The sequence below is a fragment of the Aquirufa sp. HETE-40SA genome (genome assembly GCF_054558635.1).
Genome location: NZ_JBPXKN010000003.1, coordinates 315,380 through 333,543, shown reverse-complemented (window position 1 = coordinate 333,543; position 18,164 = coordinate 315,380). Strand labels below are relative to the sequence as shown.

The window sequence follows — 18,164 nt, the reverse complement described above, 5'->3', positions numbered from 1 at the left end:
TTTTAATAGGTTAAATTGTTTGCGGCGTAGGATTTAGCTACGGATTCCAGTTGAATTTGGGCGATTTCTTGTTGCGTTTGTTTCCCAGCATAAAATAGGGCACCGGAGAAAAATATAGCTACGAAGCTTGCCACCGCCATCCAACGCATCGACTCGTTTTGCTCTTTTTCTTGCATGGTATCAAACAAATGATCTAACACCTCTGTTTGATTTTTCCACTGTAGGCCTTGAACGACCTGCAATTGTTCGTCTAATGGGTCTTCTTTCATTTCAATTCTTTTTTAATGTTTTCTTTCGCCCGACTGACGAGCGATTCTATAGCTTTGATACTTAAGTTCATCAATTCACTGGCCTCGGCATACGACATTTCATCTAATTTTATCAGCGTAAAGGCGACGCGTTGGTTTGGATTTAATCGGTCAATGGCGCGGTAAAGTGATAGCGCTTTTTCTTTATTTTCTAATTGAATATCCGGGTGGAGTTCCGTGGACTCATAGCTTTTAGATTCGTTTGGCATCCACCAGGGCAATAATTCCCGCAACTGCGCTCGTCGTTTTTCTTTTCGTAGCTTTTCCAAAGCCTTGTTTATCGCAATCCGAATAATCCACGTACTCAACGAAGATTGACCCTTAAAGGATTTGATCGACTCATACACTTGAATAAAGGTCTCTTGACACACATCTTCTGCCTCTTCTCGGTTCCGTAGAATCTGCATGGCGTGATGGAAAACCCGGCCTTGGTATTCTTTTACCAAAGCCCGGAAAGCCACCTCGTCACCCGAAATCAAATTCCTAATTTCCCGATCCATCATTCAATCATACCTTAGATGTTTCTGCTTTCCAAATTCTTCGGTTGAAATAAAAATATTTTTTAGCCGAAGGAATTCTAGATACGATGCATCTAAGAACAAAAAAGGAAAACCTCATGTTAAGCAAATCCATTCAAATACTCATCAGCTGTTTATTATTTACAGCATGTTCCCAATCAGAAGATATTAGTCCATCGAACGATACAGACGTCATTATAGAGGTTGATCCTACGCTTTTTATCCCAGCAGGTTTAGTGGGAACCATCACTAAAGTAGAAAAAACACTTTCAAATGGTACGACCACGATGTGTTATAAAATCACTACTTCTAAAACACCTACGGATCATGTCATGGGCCCTTGGTGTCCCACTAATGCGACGGATGATGCTAGTAAGGGGGGGCTTTGGTTTGAAAAAGGGAATATCTATGATGTGGATGGAGCGTTTGTGAAAAATTTGGCCACTTTTTATAACGATTCGAAATGGAATCTAATTAGGACCGATGGAACCATTAAGGTAACCAATACCAAAGAAGCTTGCCAGGCCGCGGCGCGCCCAGACGTAGATCCACAATACAATAATTATTGCGTGGAATGCCAACCGACCTATTTCTCTAACATTAAATTAACTTATTATATTCCTGTTAAACCGATAAAAACGAACGGGACAACAACCTTAGGTGGCGGCGCTCCGGGCGGTATGGTAGGGGTTGCATTTAACGGAATCAATTTTGATCCACCCGCACCTACGCAGGCTATTTTAGGCGCCTACACACTAGCTCCAATGGATGATGCAGGCGGTCACGTCAATGGGGCAACGGGTTATCATTACCATGCTGCTACCGGTAAAAGTAAGAAAGTTGAACAATCGGATGGTCATGCTGCGATGATTGGGTATGCGATGGACGGTTTTGGGATGTATGAATTGTTAGATAAAACGAATAAAGAACCGACAGATTTAGATGCTTGCCGCGGACATTATGACACGACCAGGGGTTATCATTATCATGTGGCCAAAGCAGGAAGCAACAGTTTCATCGGTTGTTTTCACGGCGCGCAAGGTAGCGTTGAAGTAACCACTAATTAATGCGTAGCCTACTTATTTTGCTGTTTTTTTTGCCGCTGGGTGTTTTTGGACATAGTCCACAAATCTCCACATTTGCACTTGTTAGAGACACGAAAGGGCAGTGGACCGCGCACCTGAGTGCGTCGTTAGAGGCATTTGAAAGTGTGCTGGGGAACAAAAAATTTGGCTCCGCTGAGGCCTTTCAAAAAGAGTTAATTCAGCAGGTCAAAAGCGCCATTAAAATCAAGTCGGGGGTTCTACAATCGGTAACGCTGAACGATGGCCAATGTCATTTAGGCCACCAAACGGATTTGAAATTTACGTTGATTGGTTTGCCCACGGATGCAGCTACTATTTCTGTGGAAAATGAGTTCTTTAAAGAACTGAACAGCCATTTTATGGTATTTAAAGTCGTTGATGGAGCCACAGAATCGAATCAATTCGTATTGCAATCTTCGAATCATTTTTCAGCTCAGGTACACATTCAGCCTACGGGTATCACAGTGGATTCTGAGCAGGCGTTTAACTATTATTATCTCCTTTTTATTGCTCCTATTTTATTACTTCTCTTACTTAAATATCCCATGAAGAAATCCATCAGCGTAGTTACGTTAGCCGTGTTATCTTTCGCCTGTTCTACAGATGATTCTATTGTTACTCCAGCTGCTTCATCAGCGAAAGTTCCAGCCGTATATAAGAAAATCTATGGCGCATCTAGTGTGACGAGTGATGGGACGACTATTTCCATCAAAGTAAACGGGTTGCCGGATCATAAAAGTCCTTATTATGCAACGACCAATAGTCTATATCAGTCATATTCCGGGCTTACTTTTGGGGGATATAATTTTGAAAAAAATCCAAATTCCATCATCGAACAATCGGCTACTTTCAAAATTCCTGCTAACCCTGTAATGGCAACAAATCATGCAGCAACACCTTTAGGTCCCATCGGTATTGCTTTAAATGGTGTACCATTTTTCAATCAGTATGCCGGCCCGAACAACCAAGAATTAAAGGGAGAAATGGCGGGATTTGATCAGTTTTATGGTCATCCACAAAACTCAGGGGTATACCACTACCACGTGGAACCTTTGCATCTAACCACCGTTAAGTCTACTAAATCCGGCCTAATGGGATTCCTTTTGGACGGATTCCCGGTATATGGACCGCAAGAAGAAACGGGTTCTGCGGTGACGAATGCAAATTTAGATGTCTACCATGGACATAGCCATGCCACGGTAGATTATCCAAACGGAATTTATCATTACCATTTCACGACTGAGGCGCCGTATTTGAACGGTAATGGGTTTTATGGAACACCAGGTACACTAACACAATAATGAGATACGCTGCACTTCTTCTTTTTTTATGGAGCTGTTCTAAATCAGAGCCTAAAATAGTAGTCGAAAAAAAGCATTTCCCATCTGGTCAGATTAGGGAAATTCGATACATTCAAAATGGAGTACGGCAGGGTTTGCAAACGGCGTTTTGGGAGAATGGCAAAAAGCGTTTTGAATACACCGCGTTCAATGATGCTTATGAAGGAGAGCTCAAAGAGTGGGCTGAAAATGGACAACTTTTTCACTTAGCTCATTACAAAAATGGACAAGAAGACGGGGTCCAAAAGATGTGGCATGCAAACGGCAAAATTCGTTCGAATTTTGTGATCATAAATGGTCGACGCTATGGTTTATTAGGCACTAAAAACTGCAAGAATCGCGATGCGAAATTATTGGCTTATTAGTATTTTCTTAGTGGCTTGTTCGGAAACCTCTGTTTCGAAAATTCCTTTTTATAACACCCCTGATTTCAATCCCTATTTTATCAGTGAGGCGGAGGCTAGTTCGAAAATTACGCACCGCATTAAACCTTTCGCCTTTTATAATCAGGACAGTACATTATTCCGCAGCGAATCACTTCAAGGAAAAGTGTACGTCGCGAACTTCATTTTTACGCGCTGCAGCAATATTTGTCCTGATATGACCGCTCAAATGAAGCGCATCGAAAAAGCTTTTCAGTCAAATTCAACTGTAGCCCTTGTTTCTTTTACCGTAACGCCTTGGTTCGACGATGTGAAGACACTGCATAAATTTGGCGAAAAATTCCAAATCTCCTCATCGAATTGGTCATTGTTAACGGGCCCCAAAGCATCCATCTACACCCTCGCCCGCCAATCCTTTTTTGCAGAAGAGTCTATCGGTTATAATAAGGACTCGAAGGAATTTTTACATACGGAGCACATCATTTTAGTGGATCAAAAAGGCCGCATTCGCGGGATTTATAATGGTACGATTCCCTTAGATGCAGATCAATGCATAGAGGACATGAAATTGCTTTTGCAGGAGTAAGGGCTTATTTTATCGAAAAAATACATTAACTTGAATTTTCAACAAAAATTTAATTCATTACCTATGAAAATCAAATCAATAGTAGCGGTATGCGCCATGTTAGCGATGACCCTATTCTCCTTCAAAGCAACGGATAAAGAATTTCAATCAGACAAACGTTTCGGAGGATTAGCTTTATATACCGTTCGCGATGCGATGAAAGATGCGCGGGCGACGTTAGAAAAAGTAGCACAAGCCGGTTATGTAAACGTAGAATCTGCAGGTTATAACAACGGCAAATTCTATAATTTATCTCCAGCGGATTTCAAATCCCTTTTAGATGAGATGAAATTAACACCTATCTCAGCTCATCAAGGATCGGCTAATTTCGAAAATATCGATCAGCAAATCGCCGATTTAAAAGCAGCAGGATTCAAATACTTTGTTATTCCAGTTCCCCCTATGGGATTGTTTACGTTTGATAATGTGAACAAGCGAATGGCGATGAAAGGTGGCGCTAAGAATTTGGCAGAAATCTTAGACAAATTAGGCGAGAAATGTGCAGCGGCTGGCTTACAATTATTATACCACAACCACGACTTCGAATTTGTAAAGGATGCAGAGGGGATCGTTCCTATCGAATATCTATTAGAGCACTGCAATCCTAAGTATGTTAATTTCCAAATGGATTTATACTGGGTAACTAAAGCTGGCGCGGATCCAGTCGATTATTTCAAGCGCTACCCAGGTCGTTTCAAAATTTGGCACGTAAAGGATATGGATGATCAAGGTCGTTTCGCACCAGTAGGTAACGGAAAGATTGATTTCAAACGTATTCTTGACAACAAGAAATTGTCTGGCATGCAATACTATTTCGTAGAGCAAGATGCTTGTTTCAATGAAACAGCTTTAGAAGCGATCGTGATTAGCCATAAGGGTTTAGAAAAGATAGGATTTAAATAATCTTAGTGTACTTTTGCGACCGTTATGGAAAATGATACAGTAGTACAGTTTCGGTCTTTATGCCCTGTTGCAACCGGTTTGGATGTTTTTGGGGATAAATGGACCTTGTTGATTCTGCGAGACATGTTGTTTCTGCACAAGTCTACGTTTAATGAATTCAAGGCTGCACCAGAATTAATGCCGAGCAAGATGCTTTCGAATCGGCTTAAAAAACTGGAATCACTTGGATACCTAAGTAGGAATAAAGGAGAAGCAAACAAGAAAAATGTGCATTACATTTTAGAGGAAAAAGGGATGGAAACATTTCCTATTATGGTAGAAATCGCGTTGTTTACCACCGATTTTTATTATGACCATTTAGGAGATACGTATACCGAAGTGGTAAAAACGCGTATGAAAAACGATAAGGATAACTATATCAATGAGATGATTGAAAGTTACAAGTCGTTTAAGAAAACCCTTGTTATCTAAGGAGTCTTATCTTTTAATTTTAGAGCCCCCGGAAATTTCCGGGGGTTTTTTTGTTGGTTTAAATAGCAAAAATAATTGCGAATTTGTTTTTAGTTTCAAAATGATACTTATATTTGAGAAATTTAACTATTCTAAATTAAACTATGAAAAAATTACTACTACCCTTGATGTTCATAGCAACGATGTTTGCCTGTACATCACCAGAAAAAAAGGCTGAGGCCTCGACATCTGATCCAGACACTGGAACATTTTCCTCACAAAATGAAAAGTCTCAAAAAGTAAGAGAGGCCTTGGAAGCCTACATGAAAAATGATTCGACAAAGATTTATGAAATCTATGTTGATACGGTTAAGATTTATGATCAAATGGCCGCTAATCAAGAAGGTGGAAAAACAAAGCCAAATCCTGGTGGACGCGCAGGTTTTGCTGCGAATGAGCGAATGAATCATGATTATTTTTCGGATATCAAGGTGACGACGGATAACATTAAGACGTTCGTTTTTGCTGACGGAAGAGTTCATACCGGAGTTTGGTGTATGTGGACTGGTAAAGGGAAGTATACTAATAAAGAAATTTCGGCTCCATTACATCTTGCCTTTATTTGGGAAGGCGATAAAATCGTTACTGAATATCGCTATTTTGATCCGGCTGCTTTATATGCTGAGGTTGCGGCTTCACAAAAGAAATAATTCACCTATTTAAACCATAATCAACATGAAAAAAGTATTCTTATCCCTACTTGTACTGGCAACGATGTTTGCTTGTAATGCACCAGAAAAAAAGGCTGATGCGGCGAGTTCTGAAGATATGGAAGGCGGAAGCTACGTTTCTTTAGACGATAAAACAGCTAAAGTAAAGCAATTGATTGAGGCATATATGAAAAATGACACATCGGCGGCACATGATTTGTATGCAGACACTCTTGTATCATATGATGGCTTTGTGAATAATGTGGATAGCCTTGATAAATTAATAGATAGCCCAGGTGGTCGTGCTGAATTTATTAATGCTGATATGTATACGCATACCTTGTTTAGCGATATTACCATGTCGTTGAAACCAGGCGATCTTAAAACGTTTACTGGGAATAATGGTCAAGTGGCTACAGGCTACTGGGGATTATGGAAAGGCAAAGGGAAGTATACGAATGCGGAAACCAAGGTGCCGCTTCACATGATCTTATGGTGGAAAGATGATAAAGTCGTTCAAATCTACCGCATGTTCGATCCATCTACTTTGAAAGCTGAAGTGGCAGCTTCACAAAAGAAATAAAGTCATTGGTTTAAGGTTTGAGACAAAAAGGGGGGCATTTATTGCCCCCCTTTTTTATAATACCTTGTTTGTATCTGTCGTAAATATGCGCGTACTCACCGTGTAAGTTCCGCCGTTCGGATCTTTGTATTTCAGGTCCATATAAAAGGCTTGGTATCCTTTCTTTACAAAGGGGATGGTATACTTAGCGGTTGATCCTTCTAATTTAACTCGGCGTGTTAGCCATAAATTATTGCGAAAATCTCGATCTGCTGAGGTGGTCGCCCAAATCGCCGCCTCAACTAACTCCTCTGGTTTTGCTTGCACGGTTAACTCAAATCCGTCTTTTCCTTTCTCCACATTCCAAGTACTTATGGGATATTCTTTGTTTTGTAAAGTCAGGCCAAAGAAGGCGCTCAATCCTTCCAGCGCCTGTTTTCCTCCCGCTAAATCGTGGCCTGCGTTTGGCACATAATGGATTAAATTTTTACCAGGGATTTGGCCAAAATAATGTTTAATAGCATCCGCCGTCCAATACGGATCGTTTGTTGCCACAAAAATCATCTTAGGAACCGTCAGCTTTGTCCGATAAGAATAAGGGTCAATCATGGCGGTGATTGCCTTGCCGTCTGGCGATTCTGTGCTTTGTGGGATACCGATTTTAACGTAATCCTCTATCTGATCGCTGTATTCTCCATAGGTTTCAAACTGGTAGCTCAAGGTTTTAGGCATGTTCAACATATCAATCACCATAGGCCCGATCGCCTTCACGCGCTTGTCATCAATCGCACTCGAAAGCCAAGTTGTCCAACCGCGTTTAGAAGCTCCTGAAATCACAAAATTGTTGATTTTGTGCTTCGTTTGTTGTGCCACAATTTCTTGAACTGCATCCATTCCTTTCACCGCTGATTTCACCATGGGAAATAATAATGGCCACGAATAATCCTTGTCTTTTCGGAATTCATTTAGGGTATAGGTGATTAATTCATCCTCCGTTTTTCCATCAAAAAAGGGCTGGTTAGGCACTTGCTTAATGAGCGCAACTACGGCTTTGTTTTTGATAGCGATAGTTCCTAAAGCTGGCCATAACTTGTCGTCTTTACTCCAGTTTGGTAGTTCGTCTTTGTTGCTTCCCCCCGTTATAAAAAAAAGCGCGCCATCATATTGCACGGTTCCAGGGATGATAATGGTGAGCTGGTGCGTCCATTTGATGCCGCGCCATTTTTGGGAGGTTAGTAATACCTGATACGCTTTAGTACTACCTAGACTAGCGGAATCTTTTAATTCCCAAGAGTAGTTTGCGTCGCCATTGGTTAGATAGCTTTTTAGTGCGTTTTCTGGTGTGATTTTAGTTTGTGAAAATCCCAGAATAGGAATCAAAAGGAAGGTGATTCCGGCGAATAGATTTTTCATAGTTAGATTATATAGTTTTGGTAAATATAAAAAAGAAATTGGATTAGCTATATTATGTACATATATTTGTACACAAAATTGTACATTATGTTAACGACCACCTTATCCGATTTTAGAAAAGACATTAAAAGCTACTTCGATCGTGTGACCGAAAGCTTTGATACGCTTATTATTAATCGTGGGAAAGATACGGGGGTAGTGATTATGTCTTTAGAGGAATATAATTCGCTAAGAAGTACACAGCATGAATTGTCCTCTCGCAAGAATCAACAACGATTAGACGAATCTATCGAATCATTAAAAGCAGGCAAGAAAGTATATAAGGACCTCGCTGAATAATGAAAATTGTATTCACGGAGCTTTCTTGGGAGGACTATCTTTATTGGCAGAAAATTGATAAGCACAAAATCAAGCGGATCAATGAGCTGGTTAAGGACATTTCTCGAAATCCATTTGATGGAATTGGGAAACCGGAAGCACTAAAATTTAATTATGCTGGATTTTGGTCGAGAAGAATTGACGAAGAACATCGATTGATTTATCGAATTGTAGATGATGAAATCCAAATCGTGAAATGTCGTTTTCATTACGACTAATTCACAAACTTCACATTCAATCCCACATACCAAGTCCGGCCATCTGCTGGTAAAATTCCTGGTCCCGGATAGCCACCAGATCTTCTGGTAAAGTAACGCGCATCTGTCAGGTTATTCACCCCAAACTTCAGCTGGGCATATTTTTTAAACTTGTATGATCCCGAGATATCTTGTACCTGGTAAGCCGGAATTAATCCAGTTGTCGCTGCGGCATTAGGGGTAACCGTGTTGCTCGCGTCAGCAAAGGCTTGACCAATATCGCTGATTTGCCAGCTAAGAGATAGGCCTTTTTTCGAATAGGTAATTCCGTAACGATTGATTTTCTCTGGGGCATTTTCTACTGTTTTGCCAGCTAAATTCCCTTCCACAATTTTGCCGTTTACGACAGAGGTCGTTTTGAAGTCAAGATAGCGCGCTTGGATAGCCGCGATGGAGGCAAACATGGATATATTTCCTATGCTAGTTCCTTTTAGCCAAGCCGATGTAGGGCTAAATTCAATGTAGGCCTCTGTACCTTTGGAAACCGAATGTCCTAGATTCGTGCGGTATTGGTAGATTTTTCCTTCGCTATTTGTGCGTGAAATGGTCCCAACTCGGTTATCGTAATCGAGGTGAAAATAGTCGATATCAAAGGTCAAGTAATTCCCCAGTTCTCCTCGATAACCTAGGTCGAAATTGAAACCTTTGGCATCCGATAAATTAGGGTCAATCACGTCTGTGGTCGCTGGTGGTAATAGATCTGAAGCTAAAACGGGGCGATACGCTTGTGCGATATTACTATACATTTTTGTGTTTGTACTTACTTTGTATTCTGCTCCAGCGCCTAGTAAAACGAATGATCGTCCTCGGCTACTCGGTGTAGCAGCTGTATTAAGTCCAGATTGTCCCATCATGTGGGTTTCGATTTGTTCCAAACGGGCACCTAAGGTCACTAGCAAACGATCTGATGGCCTTAGAATCGTCTCTGCAAAAGCAGCGTAATTGGTATTATGGAAGACCAAATCCCGAGTATACAATCCTTGAATGTCAAAATCCATACCGCTTCCATTGCTACCCACACCTAATTGCTTGCGCTTGATTTCGCCGCTGAAATAGCGAAAACCTGTGGCCACCGTATTCTTCCAAGACCCTAGCCGATAGTTTACTAGATAGCGCAATTCCATACCGTTTGTTTGGTAATAATCTCGGTCTACTTGTCTATTTCCCATAAGGTCAACCTCAGTGATGGCCTTCGTAAAACCCACAGAATTTCGTTCAGCCGTGGTCCCAAAATACTTCAAACTCAGTTTCGATTCTGTATTAATGACATAGTCCGCCGTTAATGCATAGATGAACCAAGGGTTGCTAAACCAGTTTCTGGCGCGCTTACTTTGCTGAGCGTTTTGGGCAAATTCAGAATCGGTTAAACCGCCTGCTTGTTGACTCTGTGTGTACATATAAGTCAGCTGAGCTCCTAATTTAAGTTTGTTTGAAACCGCGTAGGATACCTCTGCATGCGAGTGGTCTGTGTTAAAATAGGAGTTCTGGCGCCATCCATTTCCTACTCTTTTTTGGTAGTAGGTGGTATAACTTAAACGTCCTGCGGTTCCGCCCACGTAATTAAAGGAGCTGAATAGGCCATTGTTTCCGGTGGTGTTTTGGCTTTCTACTACTAGTTTCGTAGACAGATCAGGTTTGCGAAGGACAAAGTTCATGAGTCCACCAAATTGCGGCCCATACTGTAGAGAGCTCGCCCCGCGAATAATTTCAATGCGGTCCACCACTTCCATCGGTGGGGTGTAATAGGCCTCTGGATAACCCATCGGGTCAGGAGTGATGTCGTAACCGTCCATGCGCACATTAAATTCCCAGGAGCGATTAGGGGAAAGCCCTCGAGACGCGACCCCTAACTGTATGCCTGAACCATCACTTTCCCAAACGGATATACCGGGGGTTTTAGAGAAGATTTGGCGGGAATTATTCATCGCTAAATTCGCTTGAAGGTTATCGAGCAAGATGACCTCGTTTTTTTTGCCAGCCGTGATGGTGTATTCATTGACTTCCGGTAAAAATGTGTTCCCTTTTACACCCGATTGTGCAAAAACCGAAACACCTTGAAGTTCTGTCACATCACTTAAAGTAAAGTTTGTTTCGCGCTGTTCGCCTTCTATTAGTGTGACTTCTACTAGGCTAGGTTTGTAACCTACATAACTCACTTTGACAGTATACTGACCGGGCTTTAATCCTTTCAACACATAGTTGCCTTTGGCATTACTTTCTACTCCGCGAACTGTACCTAAGAGTGCAATAGTGGCTCCCGGAAGGGGCTCTTTTGTCTCAGATGTAATCTGCCCTGAAATAGCCCCTAATTGTGCAATCGAAGAGAAATGGATTAGGAATAAGAGAGCTAGGAGGCTTTTTTTCATTTAGATTTTATTTAGACTAATTTTAAATAGAGTGCAAATGTAGAAAGCGATCGCGATTCGCACAACACTATTTAGAATTATTTTAAATAATATTTTTGTCGAAATCTCATTAAGCTTTTTTCGAAACAAATGGAGCGCTTTCTAGTTTAATGCTTGCTAAACAGCTAATTAAGATGAAAATTAATCGCGAAGAGTTCTTAAATAAGTTATCTGGGGGCCTTGCTGCCACTTGTGTTGCCTGTTTGGCTGCGGCCTGTTCTAAAGAGGAGCCAGTCACGCCAGGGAACAGTGCAATTCCGGTTGGTAATACGTCAGGAGTGACCATAAATTTAGCTACAGAGTTAAGGAATGTGAATGATTTTATTGCCAAAAGTGGGGTCATCGTCATTCGTACTGCAACTGGAAATACAGGCAATAGCTTTGCGGCCTTCTCCTCTTCATGTCCTCATGCAGGGGCAACGGTGGAATATAACAGCTCTACAACTTCTTTTTTCTGTTCTGCTCACGGATCAGCATTTAGTGCCAATGGGTCATTAGTGCAAGGGCCGGCGACCAGGGGTTTAACGAAATTAATAGTTGAGATTACGGGGTCAACATTAACCGTTAAGTCGTAGCATAATGCGTTAAAAAATTCTAAATTGTGGTTCACAAAATTTAACCACATGAAAAAATCTTTAACTAGATCGCTTTTTGCTTTAGCAATTTTAGCATCTATGAGTTCTTGCGCAACCGTTTTTGGCGGAAGAGTGACAGAGTACCAACGAACTCGACCTGCGGCGGGTCAACCACAGAGAGAAATTAGAGCAGGTGCTTTGATTGCTGATGTGATCTTGTTTTGGCCAGGCGCTATTGTTGATTTCGCAACCGGAGCGATTTACCGACCGAAGTAATCTTTATCCAATAAAAAGCACCTTTTCGAAGGTGCTTTTTTCTTTAATTCTTAAGCTGTTTAATAAAACAATAATTCGTCTACCCGTAGCCAAGCGCCCTTGCCCTTGTTATCCACAAAGGCCGGCATTCTTTTTAATCGTTCTGCTTTGATGCGGTAATATTTGGCATTTGTGCCAGTAATCGGGATGTTAATCCCACGTGGCGAATAGCCATTTTTCTCTTTAGGTTGGATGGGCTTTACGGTAGTGAGTAATCGCAATTTATCAGGCGCATCACCACCCCAAACCTCCACCTTCACCGGAGGGAAAACGTCTGAATCCGTTCGCTCTAAATACGAAAGGGTTACGCCATGGATTTGTGCCGGCTGCGTAAAGGATGCTACCGCATCGAAGTCTGTTTCTTTAAAGCCTAGCCAAGAATAATTCGATACCCCTTTCACTTCTCGAGCACCTAATACAAAATCGTATAAGCTCGCACCGCCTGCCGCAGGATACATGGGATCTGGTGTGGTTAACAGATCAACACGAGAAGGGATAAATTGAGATTTATAGACACGCATATCGATAGGCTTGCTAACGAGCCAGCCAGGCTTTGTGGCCAATATGCGAACCTTCGCATAATTCGCAATGGCAATCGATGCCTTGGTTGCTGGACTACGCAAGCTATCGGGTAACGAATCATTTAAGGTGTAGCGGAATAGCACGTCACGCAAGGTATGTTTAAAGGTAAGTTTTTCGTTCGGTTTTAAAATCAGATTTTCATTCACTAAAATGGGTGGATTGATCTGCAAGGTTTCCTCTTTCGGAATGTAGCCTTCATCGAAGGTAACCTTCGGAAATTGCTTGCGTAATGCAGCTAAATCAGGTGCAGAAAGGTTCGTGCTCCAGACATGAATTTCCTTTAAGGCTGGGAGCTTTGCGAGTAATTTCGAGACACCTGATTTGCCTACTTTCGTCCCAGAAATCGACAACTGTTCTAACTGATTTAAGCCAGTTAATTGTGCTATGCCCTCGTCGTCAATGGACGTGAAATTTAGGTTCAATTTTTCAAGATTCGGGAACTTCGAAACCTGATTTAAGGACTCGTTTGTGATGGGCATTTTCGAGAGTTGCAAGCCCACTAATTGCTCGCTGACTTGAGATAAATCGGATAGCGTTTTAGGATCAAATTTAGCCGCTACATAAAAATCTGCCTGCAAAGCGGGGGATTCATTTGCGATCGGATACACCGTGCAATACGGGGTGTTCACAGATTCGATGGCTGATTGAGAAGCAGCTGAAAAATCGTAGGATTTTGTGGTTGCGCTTACTGCAGAAGGCTGTATTAGTTTCTGAAAATCAGCACTGAACTGACCTACTTTCTTTTCGAAAGACGCCCCTTCTTTTACCCAAAGAGTTAAAATGGTTATTTCGTCGGGAGTCAACTGTGCTTTTCCCAGCGGAGGCATGTGCTCTTTCGCATTCATGGGCAATTTGATTCGTTGAATGAGGTGACTATTCAACGCATCCCCCGCCTTCCAAATCGCCCCATGTTTTCCGCCCTTCATCAGGTTCGCTATGCTATTCATTTTGAGCGCGCCTTTTGTCTTTTGGTCATTGTGACACGACTCACATTTGGCTTTTAAAATGGGTTGGACAATGTCTTCAAATACCACACTTTCCGAGTTGATTTCCATCGCCTTCTCCCCAAAACGTAAATAGTCTTCCCCATGCGTAATGCTCGCCCCCGTGTGGCCAGCCACCACTAAGGCGATGAATCCAAGACCTGCTCCTACGAGGAGGTTTCTGCGGAGTAGCACCCAAACAAAATACACAAATGACACCGCGACGCCCGACCACTGGTGCCAGTCTAAAGCGCTCGTTTCATAGCCGCCTTCTTTGGCCAAAAACAAACCAAAAATGGCCGTAAATGTTGAAAAGATCGCGGTGATTAATAACAGGAATTCAACTAAAACATCGAAGGAAGTCAACTGATTTTTGATGGCAAAAAGACCGAGTAATAAAACTCCGAAGCCGATAGGCAGATGTAAAATCAAAGGATGCAAATGGCCGATTCCGGTCAGCGGTAAAGCAAAGCTCGACTGGAAAATCAAGAGGAAAACGAGGAAGCCTTGAAGACCCCACAAAATCAAATTTCCTATCTTTTCTACTTTCCCCATTACGCGATTAATCCTGGTAAAACGTTCCCCGCAATATCGGTTAATCGGTAACGACGACCCAAATGTTTGTAAGTTAATTGTTCGTGATTGATTCCCATCAAATGCTGTACCGTCGCATGGAAATCATGGATGTGCACCGGGTCTTTCACGACATTATAGCCCAGCTCATCGGTCTCTCCATAAACCGTCCCAGCCTTTACGCCGCCGCCGGCCATGAAAATACTGTAAGCACGCGGGTGGTGATCGCGACCGTAATTGTCTACGGTATATTTACCCTGGCAATAATTCGTCCGACCAAATTCCCCTCCCCAAATCACCAGCGTTTCGTCTAATAATCCGCGCTGTTTCAAGTCTGTAATTAGCGCTGCTGACGATCGGTCTACATCCTGCGCTTGCATCGCCATTTCTTGTGGCAGATTGCCATGGGAGTCCCAGCCTTGGTGGTAAATTTGCACGAAGCGAACGCCCGATTCGGATAGTTTACGCGCTAGCAAAACATTCGCCGCATAGGTCCCTGGAACTAAACATTCTGGCCCGTACATTTTGATAATGTGATCGGGCTCTTTCGATAAATCCGTTAATTCTGGGACCGCCGTTTGCATGCGGTAGGCCATTTCGTATTGTTGTACTTTGGCCTCTACTTCCGGATCCTTATTCTCCGCAAAACCTTCGTGGTTTAATTCAGCGAGCTGGTCCAGCATTCTGCGTCGTCCGGCCTTGTCGATTCCATCCGAATCATTCAAGTATAAAATGGGATCCTCTGAACTACTAAATACGACACCTTGATGGGTTGAATCTAAAAATCCATTCGTCCAAAGCTTCGAATAAACACCCTGTCCATTTCCACGTCCGCGCGAAAGCAACACGCAGAAAGCCGGAAGGTTTTTGTTCTCACTTCCTAAACCATAGGACATCCAGGCACCCATACTTGGGCGGTTACCCACCTGGGCTCCCGTTTGTAAAAAGGTCAAAGCCGGATCGTGGTTAATCGCATCGGTACTCATGGTGCGAATCACACAAATATCATCCGCGATGGAGCCGATGTGTGGGAATATTTCACTGATGTACGTACCCGATTTTCCGTGTTGTTTGAAATTATAATACGAACCGACAAGCGGGAATTTATCTTGCGATGCCGTCATTCCGGTGAGCCTTTGGGTCCCGCGAATCGAATCTGGGAGATCTTGCCCTGCCATTTTGTTTAGCATAGGCTTGTAATCGAAACTCTCATATTGCGAGGGGGCACCGTTTTGGCAGAGGTAAATGACGCGTTTTGCCTTAGGGGCAAAGTGCGCGACACCTAAGGGTAAAGATTGAGCGGAGGCATCGCCTTTGAAAAGCTCAGGCACTAAAAGTGAACCCAAGGCTAATCCGCCTATGCCCGCAGCCGCCTGACCAAAGAAGTGTCGGCGCGTAATATTCAGTCGATTTTTGAAGAATTCATTTTCCATATTATACCCGCATGATGGCCTCCTCTAGATTATAAATTAATTGAATCGTCAGCATCATGGCCGCCGTGGATCCGGTAACCGCTGCCTTGTCCTGTTTGTATTCCCCTATCTTCATAAGTTTCTGAACCTTCTTCGGGTTTTGAACACAAGAGGCTTGCTCTGCTTCATAGTACTTTTTCAACATCGCGAGTTCCTTTTCTTTCGGAGCTCGACAAACGATGCGCCTAAACGCCCGCGTTAATTTCTCTTCAAGGCTCCCCTTTTCACGTGAAAATTGGCTGGCCAAGACGCGCGAACTTTCCAATACGTGTGGATCATTCATCATCACCAAAGCCTGCAATGGCGTATTCGTTCGACCTCTTTGCACCTCACATTGATCGCGATTACTCGCGTCGAAAATCAACATCGTAGGTGGTGGAACGGTACGTTTAATGAACACATACATGCCGCGGCGGTATAAATCTTGGTTGTGATCTTGGATGTAATTCATTAATGATCCACGGCCGGATGTGGCCACTTCCCAGAGTCCTTTAGGCTGGTAGGTTTTAACGCTCGGACCACCGATTTCTTTATTTAGGATGCCAGCGGAGGCTAATACTTGATCCCGAATCTGTTCAGCCGGAATACGTATCCTAGACATACGCGATAAATAGATATTTTCCGGGTCTACTTTAAGGGAAGTAGAGCTGACGGTGGAGGCTTGTTGGTAGGTGGCTGACAAAACGATTTGTTTGACTAATCGTTTGATATTCCAGCCGTGACTTTGGAAATCAACGGCTAACCAGTCTAGTAATTCCGGATGGGTAGGAAGTTCGCCTTGCATTCCGAAATCGCCCACCGTTTTCACGATGCCTCGCCCAAAAAACTGGGCCCACATCCGGTTCACAAACACCCGAGATGTCAGCGGGTTTGCAGGATCTACTACCCAACGGGCTAATCCAAGTCGATTTTGACTGTACTTGGCAGGGGTGAAGGGTAAAATACTTTTTGGCAAACCAAAACCTACCTCAGGCCCAGGCATATCGTAATTGCCGCGAGACAATACATAGGTAGGCCGATGTTTACTGGAATCAGCCATGACCATGACGTCGACTGTTGCGGTATCTTTTTTGTGAATAAACTTCAGTATCGATTGCACGTCTTTCGTCGAGATAGACATATTAGGTGGATCCGCAAATGAGGCGTCGATGGTTCCATACAAGCCTTTTTCAGGTACTTGGTTGAAGAAAGCATAGGTGCTATAATAGTCCTTTTGCGAAATAGGATCGTATTTGTGATCGTGGCAGCGTGCACATTCGAAGGTGAGCGCAAGGAAAGATTTCGAAAAAGTATTCGTACGGTCGTTCACATATTCCACGCGGTATTCTTCGTCAATCACCCCGCCTTCTTGCGTAATCTTGTGGTTGCGATTAAACCCGGTGGCGAGTAGCATTTCTTTAGACGGTTTCGGTAACAGGTCGCCAGCTAATTGCCAGGTGACGAACTTAGCATACGAATAATTTGAGTTAAACGCGTGTATCACCCAATCTCGCCAAGGCCACATCGTGCGTAAACCATCATCCTGGTAGCCATGAGAATCCGCATATCGGGCTAAATCCAGCCATTGAATGGACATTTTTTCGCCGTAATGTTTGCTGCTGATTAGCTCGTTAACGATCTTCTCATAGGCTTGCGGGCTGTCGTCTTGTAGAAAACGATCCTGCATTTCGAGCGTGGGAGGCAGGCCAGTTAAATCGAGGCAAACTCGTTTCAATAACTGTTCTTTCGATGCTTCTGGGCTAGGCTTCAACGATTTCTCCGCCATTTTCGCAAAGACAAAATAGTCGATGGGGTTGCGTACCCAATCCTCATCTGCAGTAGGTAATTCCGATTTTGCGGGTTTTATAAAGGCCCAATGTGGTTTGTAAACCGCGCCTTGTTTGATCCATTTCTCGATTAGGTCAATTTCATGTGGCGTCACCGTCAAATGCGAACTCATCGTAGGCATTCTTAACGAGGTATCTTTCGTGATTAATCGCTGAAAAGCATCAGAAGATTCTGGGTGACCTGGGACAATGGCGTGCATGGAAGGATTATCCTTGAAGGCAGCGTAAGCTCCTTCCGGAGTGTCTAATCGGAGGCCCGCCTTTCGTTTGTTCGCATCCGGCCCATGGCATTTAAAACAACGGTCAGAGAGAATCGGTCGGATGTGGTAATTATAGTCAATGACGTCTGGCATCGCGGTTTCCTGCGCTTGCGTATCTGAACAGCGGGTATATGCAAAAATGCTTCCGATGGCTAGGAGTAAAAGAAATCCAAATCGCTTGCTCAGTGAGGTCATAGTTTTAGTACGATAACGGAAATATACGATTAAATTTTTTCTTTGA

The 18,164-nt window shown here is 43.0% G+C and carries 19 protein-coding genes; 12 read left to right on the top strand and 7 right to left on the bottom strand.

Annotated features, from left to right (window positions below):
* Positions 1-2: 2 nt before the first annotated feature.
* Together ACRZ9O_RS09495 and ACRZ9O_RS09490 are read right to left on the bottom strand one after the other, a co-directional pair.
* A complete protein-coding gene (locus tag ACRZ9O_RS09495) occupies positions 3-269 on the bottom strand; it encodes a hypothetical protein (protein WP_459458588.1) in 267 nt (88 codons plus the stop codon).
* Complete coding sequence (locus ACRZ9O_RS09490; protein WP_459458586.1) at positions 266-811, bottom strand: RNA polymerase sigma factor; 546 nt, start codon at positions 809-811, stop codon at positions 266-268. Before ACRZ9O_RS09490 ends, ACRZ9O_RS09495 begins: the two co-directional genes overlap by 4 nt.
* A 113-nt stretch (positions 812-924) precedes the next feature.
* Here ACRZ9O_RS09490 and ACRZ9O_RS09485 point away from each other — a divergent pair, with 113 nt between their 5' ends.
* From ACRZ9O_RS09485 to ACRZ9O_RS09450, 8 genes are all read left to right on the top strand, one after another.
* Entirely contained in the window at positions 925-1,893 is a 969-nt protein-coding gene (locus ACRZ9O_RS09485) for a YHYH protein (protein ID WP_459458584.1), read from the top strand.
* A complete protein-coding gene (locus tag ACRZ9O_RS09480; protein WP_459458582.1) occupies positions 1,893-3,212 on the top strand; it encodes a YHYH protein in 1,320 nt (439 codons plus the stop codon). The genes ACRZ9O_RS09485 and ACRZ9O_RS09480 overlap by 1 nt, the downstream gene beginning before the upstream one ends.
* The gene (locus ACRZ9O_RS09475; protein ID WP_459458580.1) at positions 3,212-3,616 is read left to right on the top strand and encodes a toxin-antitoxin system YwqK family antitoxin; all 405 of its coding nucleotides are present in this window, start codon (positions 3,212-3,214) and stop codon (positions 3,614-3,616) included. Before ACRZ9O_RS09480 ends, ACRZ9O_RS09475 begins: the two co-directional genes overlap by 1 nt.
* Positions 3,594-4,220, top strand: coding sequence for an SCO family protein (locus ACRZ9O_RS09470; RefSeq protein WP_459458578.1), 627 nt, complete (start codon positions 3,594-3,596; stop codon positions 4,218-4,220). Before ACRZ9O_RS09475 ends, ACRZ9O_RS09470 begins: the two co-directional genes overlap by 23 nt.
* A 63-nt stretch (positions 4,221-4,283) precedes the next feature.
* Positions 4,284-5,162 (top strand): sugar phosphate isomerase/epimerase family protein, encoded by an 879-nt coding sequence (locus ACRZ9O_RS09465; protein WP_459458576.1) that lies wholly within the window; start codon positions 4,284-4,286, stop codon positions 5,160-5,162.
* 24 nt (positions 5,163-5,186) lie between these two features.
* Positions 5,187-5,633 carry a winged helix-turn-helix transcriptional regulator gene (locus ACRZ9O_RS09460; RefSeq protein WP_459458574.1) on the top strand — a complete coding sequence of 149 codons (447 nt, stop codon included), beginning with the start codon at positions 5,187-5,189 and terminating at the stop codon, positions 5,631-5,633.
* A 143-nt stretch (positions 5,634-5,776) separates the two neighbouring features.
* Positions 5,777-6,322 (top strand): nuclear transport factor 2 family protein, encoded by a 546-nt coding sequence (locus ACRZ9O_RS09455; protein ID WP_459458572.1) that lies wholly within the window; start codon positions 5,777-5,779, stop codon positions 6,320-6,322.
* A gap of 25 nt (positions 6,323-6,347) precedes the next feature.
* The gene (locus ACRZ9O_RS09450) at positions 6,348-6,905 is read left to right on the top strand and encodes a hypothetical protein (protein WP_459458570.1); all 558 of its coding nucleotides are present in this window, start codon (positions 6,348-6,350) and stop codon (positions 6,903-6,905) included.
* 54 nt (positions 6,906-6,959) lie between these two features.
* Here ACRZ9O_RS09450 and ACRZ9O_RS09445 read toward each other — a convergent pair whose 3' ends face one another.
* Positions 6,960-8,297 (bottom strand): PhoPQ-activated pathogenicity-related family protein, encoded by a 1,338-nt coding sequence (locus ACRZ9O_RS09445; RefSeq protein WP_459458568.1) that lies wholly within the window; start codon positions 8,295-8,297, stop codon positions 6,960-6,962.
* Positions 8,298-8,384: 87 nt separating this feature from the next.
* Between ACRZ9O_RS09445 and ACRZ9O_RS09440 the strand changes: the two genes are divergently transcribed.
* Together ACRZ9O_RS09440 and ACRZ9O_RS09435 are read left to right on the top strand one after the other, a co-directional pair.
* Positions 8,385-8,636 (top strand): type II toxin-antitoxin system Phd/YefM family antitoxin, encoded by a 252-nt coding sequence (locus ACRZ9O_RS09440; RefSeq protein ID WP_459458566.1) that lies wholly within the window; start codon positions 8,385-8,387, stop codon positions 8,634-8,636.
* Complete coding sequence (locus tag ACRZ9O_RS09435; protein WP_459458564.1) at positions 8,636-8,893, top strand: Txe/YoeB family addiction module toxin; 258 nt, start codon at positions 8,636-8,638, stop codon at positions 8,891-8,893. Before ACRZ9O_RS09440 ends, ACRZ9O_RS09435 begins: the two co-directional genes overlap by 1 nt.
* Here the strand turns inward: ACRZ9O_RS09435 and ACRZ9O_RS09430 are convergent.
* The gene (locus ACRZ9O_RS09430) at positions 8,890-11,298 is read right to left on the bottom strand and encodes a TonB-dependent receptor domain-containing protein (RefSeq protein ID WP_459458562.1); all 2,409 of its coding nucleotides are present in this window, start codon (positions 11,296-11,298) and stop codon (positions 8,890-8,892) included. The genes ACRZ9O_RS09435 and ACRZ9O_RS09430 overlap by 4 nt on opposite strands.
* Before the next feature lie 173 nt (positions 11,299-11,471).
* Between ACRZ9O_RS09430 and ACRZ9O_RS09425 the strand changes: the two genes are divergently transcribed.
* On the top strand, positions 11,472-11,912 hold the full coding sequence (locus tag ACRZ9O_RS09425) for a QcrA and Rieske domain-containing protein (protein WP_459458560.1): 441 nt from the start codon (positions 11,472-11,474) through the stop codon (positions 11,910-11,912).
* A 48-nt stretch (positions 11,913-11,960) separates the two neighbouring features.
* On the top strand, positions 11,961-12,188 hold the full coding sequence (locus ACRZ9O_RS09420) for a hypothetical protein (RefSeq protein ID WP_459458558.1): 228 nt from the start codon (positions 11,961-11,963) through the stop codon (positions 12,186-12,188).
* A 59-nt stretch (positions 12,189-12,247) separates the two neighbouring features.
* Here the strand turns inward: ACRZ9O_RS09420 and ACRZ9O_RS09415 are convergent, their stop codons facing one another.
* The 3 genes from ACRZ9O_RS09415 to ACRZ9O_RS09405 are packed head-to-tail and all read right to left on the bottom strand — an operon-like array spanning position 12,248 to position 18,118.
* Complete coding sequence (locus ACRZ9O_RS09415) at positions 12,248-14,347, bottom strand: c-type cytochrome domain-containing protein (RefSeq protein ID WP_459458556.1); 2,100 nt, start codon at positions 14,345-14,347, stop codon at positions 12,248-12,250.
* Positions 14,347-15,798 carry a DUF1501 domain-containing protein gene (locus ACRZ9O_RS09410; RefSeq protein ID WP_459458554.1) on the bottom strand — a complete coding sequence of 484 codons (1,452 nt, stop codon included), beginning with the start codon at positions 15,796-15,798 and terminating at the stop codon, positions 14,347-14,349. Before ACRZ9O_RS09410 ends, ACRZ9O_RS09415 begins: the two co-directional genes overlap by 1 nt.
* A 1-nt stretch (position 15,799) precedes the next feature.
* A complete protein-coding gene (locus tag ACRZ9O_RS09405) occupies positions 15,800-18,118 on the bottom strand; it encodes a PSD1 and planctomycete cytochrome C domain-containing protein (RefSeq protein ID WP_459458552.1) in 2,319 nt (772 codons plus the stop codon).
* Positions 18,119-18,164 lie beyond the last annotated feature (46 nt).

Excerpts from the sequence above, each read along its gene's own strand:
- ACRZ9O_RS09490 (WP_459458586.1), bottom strand. The coding sequence starts at position 811 with ATGATGGATCGGGAAATTAGGAATTTGATTTCGGGTGACGAGGTGGCT.
- ACRZ9O_RS09480 (WP_459458582.1), top strand. The coding sequence starts at position 1,893 with ATGCGTAGCCTACTTATTTTGCTGTTTTTTTTGCCGCTGGGTGTTTTT.
- ACRZ9O_RS09440 (WP_459458566.1), top strand. The coding sequence starts at position 8,385 with ATGTTAACGACCACCTTATCCGATTTTAGAAAAGACATTAAAAGCTAC.
- ACRZ9O_RS09475 (WP_459458580.1), top strand. The coding sequence starts at position 3,212 with ATGAGATACGCTGCACTTCTTCTTTTTTTATGGAGCTGTTCTAAATCA.
- ACRZ9O_RS09495 (WP_459458588.1), bottom strand. The coding sequence starts at position 269 with ATGAAAGAAGACCCATTAGACGAACAATTGCAGGTCGTTCAAGGCCTA.
- ACRZ9O_RS09445 (WP_459458568.1), bottom strand. The coding sequence starts at position 8,297 with ATGAAAAATCTATTCGCCGGAATCACCTTCCTTTTGATTCCTATTCTG.
- ACRZ9O_RS09405 (WP_459458552.1), bottom strand. The coding sequence starts at position 18,118 with ATGACCTCACTGAGCAAGCGATTTGGATTTCTTTTACTCCTAGCCATC.
- ACRZ9O_RS09460 (WP_459458574.1), top strand. The coding sequence starts at position 5,187 with ATGGAAAATGATACAGTAGTACAGTTTCGGTCTTTATGCCCTGTTGCA.
- ACRZ9O_RS09450 (WP_459458570.1), top strand. The coding sequence starts at position 6,348 with ATGAAAAAAGTATTCTTATCCCTACTTGTACTGGCAACGATGTTTGCT.
- ACRZ9O_RS09415 (WP_459458556.1), bottom strand. The coding sequence starts at position 14,347 with ATGGGGAAAGTAGAAAAGATAGGAAATTTGATTTTGTGGGGTCTTCAA.
- ACRZ9O_RS09410 (WP_459458554.1), bottom strand. The coding sequence starts at position 15,798 with ATGGAAAATGAATTCTTCAAAAATCGACTGAATATTACGCGCCGACAC.
- ACRZ9O_RS09465 (WP_459458576.1), top strand. The coding sequence starts at position 4,284 with ATGAAAATCAAATCAATAGTAGCGGTATGCGCCATGTTAGCGATGACC.
- ACRZ9O_RS09485 (WP_459458584.1), top strand. The coding sequence starts at position 925 with ATGTTAAGCAAATCCATTCAAATACTCATCAGCTGTTTATTATTTACA.
- ACRZ9O_RS09455 (WP_459458572.1), top strand. The coding sequence starts at position 5,777 with ATGAAAAAATTACTACTACCCTTGATGTTCATAGCAACGATGTTTGCC.
- ACRZ9O_RS09425 (WP_459458560.1), top strand. The coding sequence starts at position 11,472 with ATGAAAATTAATCGCGAAGAGTTCTTAAATAAGTTATCTGGGGGCCTT.
- ACRZ9O_RS09435 (WP_459458564.1), top strand. The coding sequence starts at position 8,636 with ATGAAAATTGTATTCACGGAGCTTTCTTGGGAGGACTATCTTTATTGG.
- ACRZ9O_RS09470 (WP_459458578.1), top strand. The coding sequence starts at position 3,594 with ATGCGAAATTATTGGCTTATTAGTATTTTCTTAGTGGCTTGTTCGGAA.
- ACRZ9O_RS09420 (WP_459458558.1), top strand. The coding sequence starts at position 11,961 with ATGAAAAAATCTTTAACTAGATCGCTTTTTGCTTTAGCAATTTTAGCA.
- ACRZ9O_RS09430 (WP_459458562.1), bottom strand. The coding sequence starts at position 11,298 with ATGAAAAAAAGCCTCCTAGCTCTCTTATTCCTAATCCATTTCTCTTCG.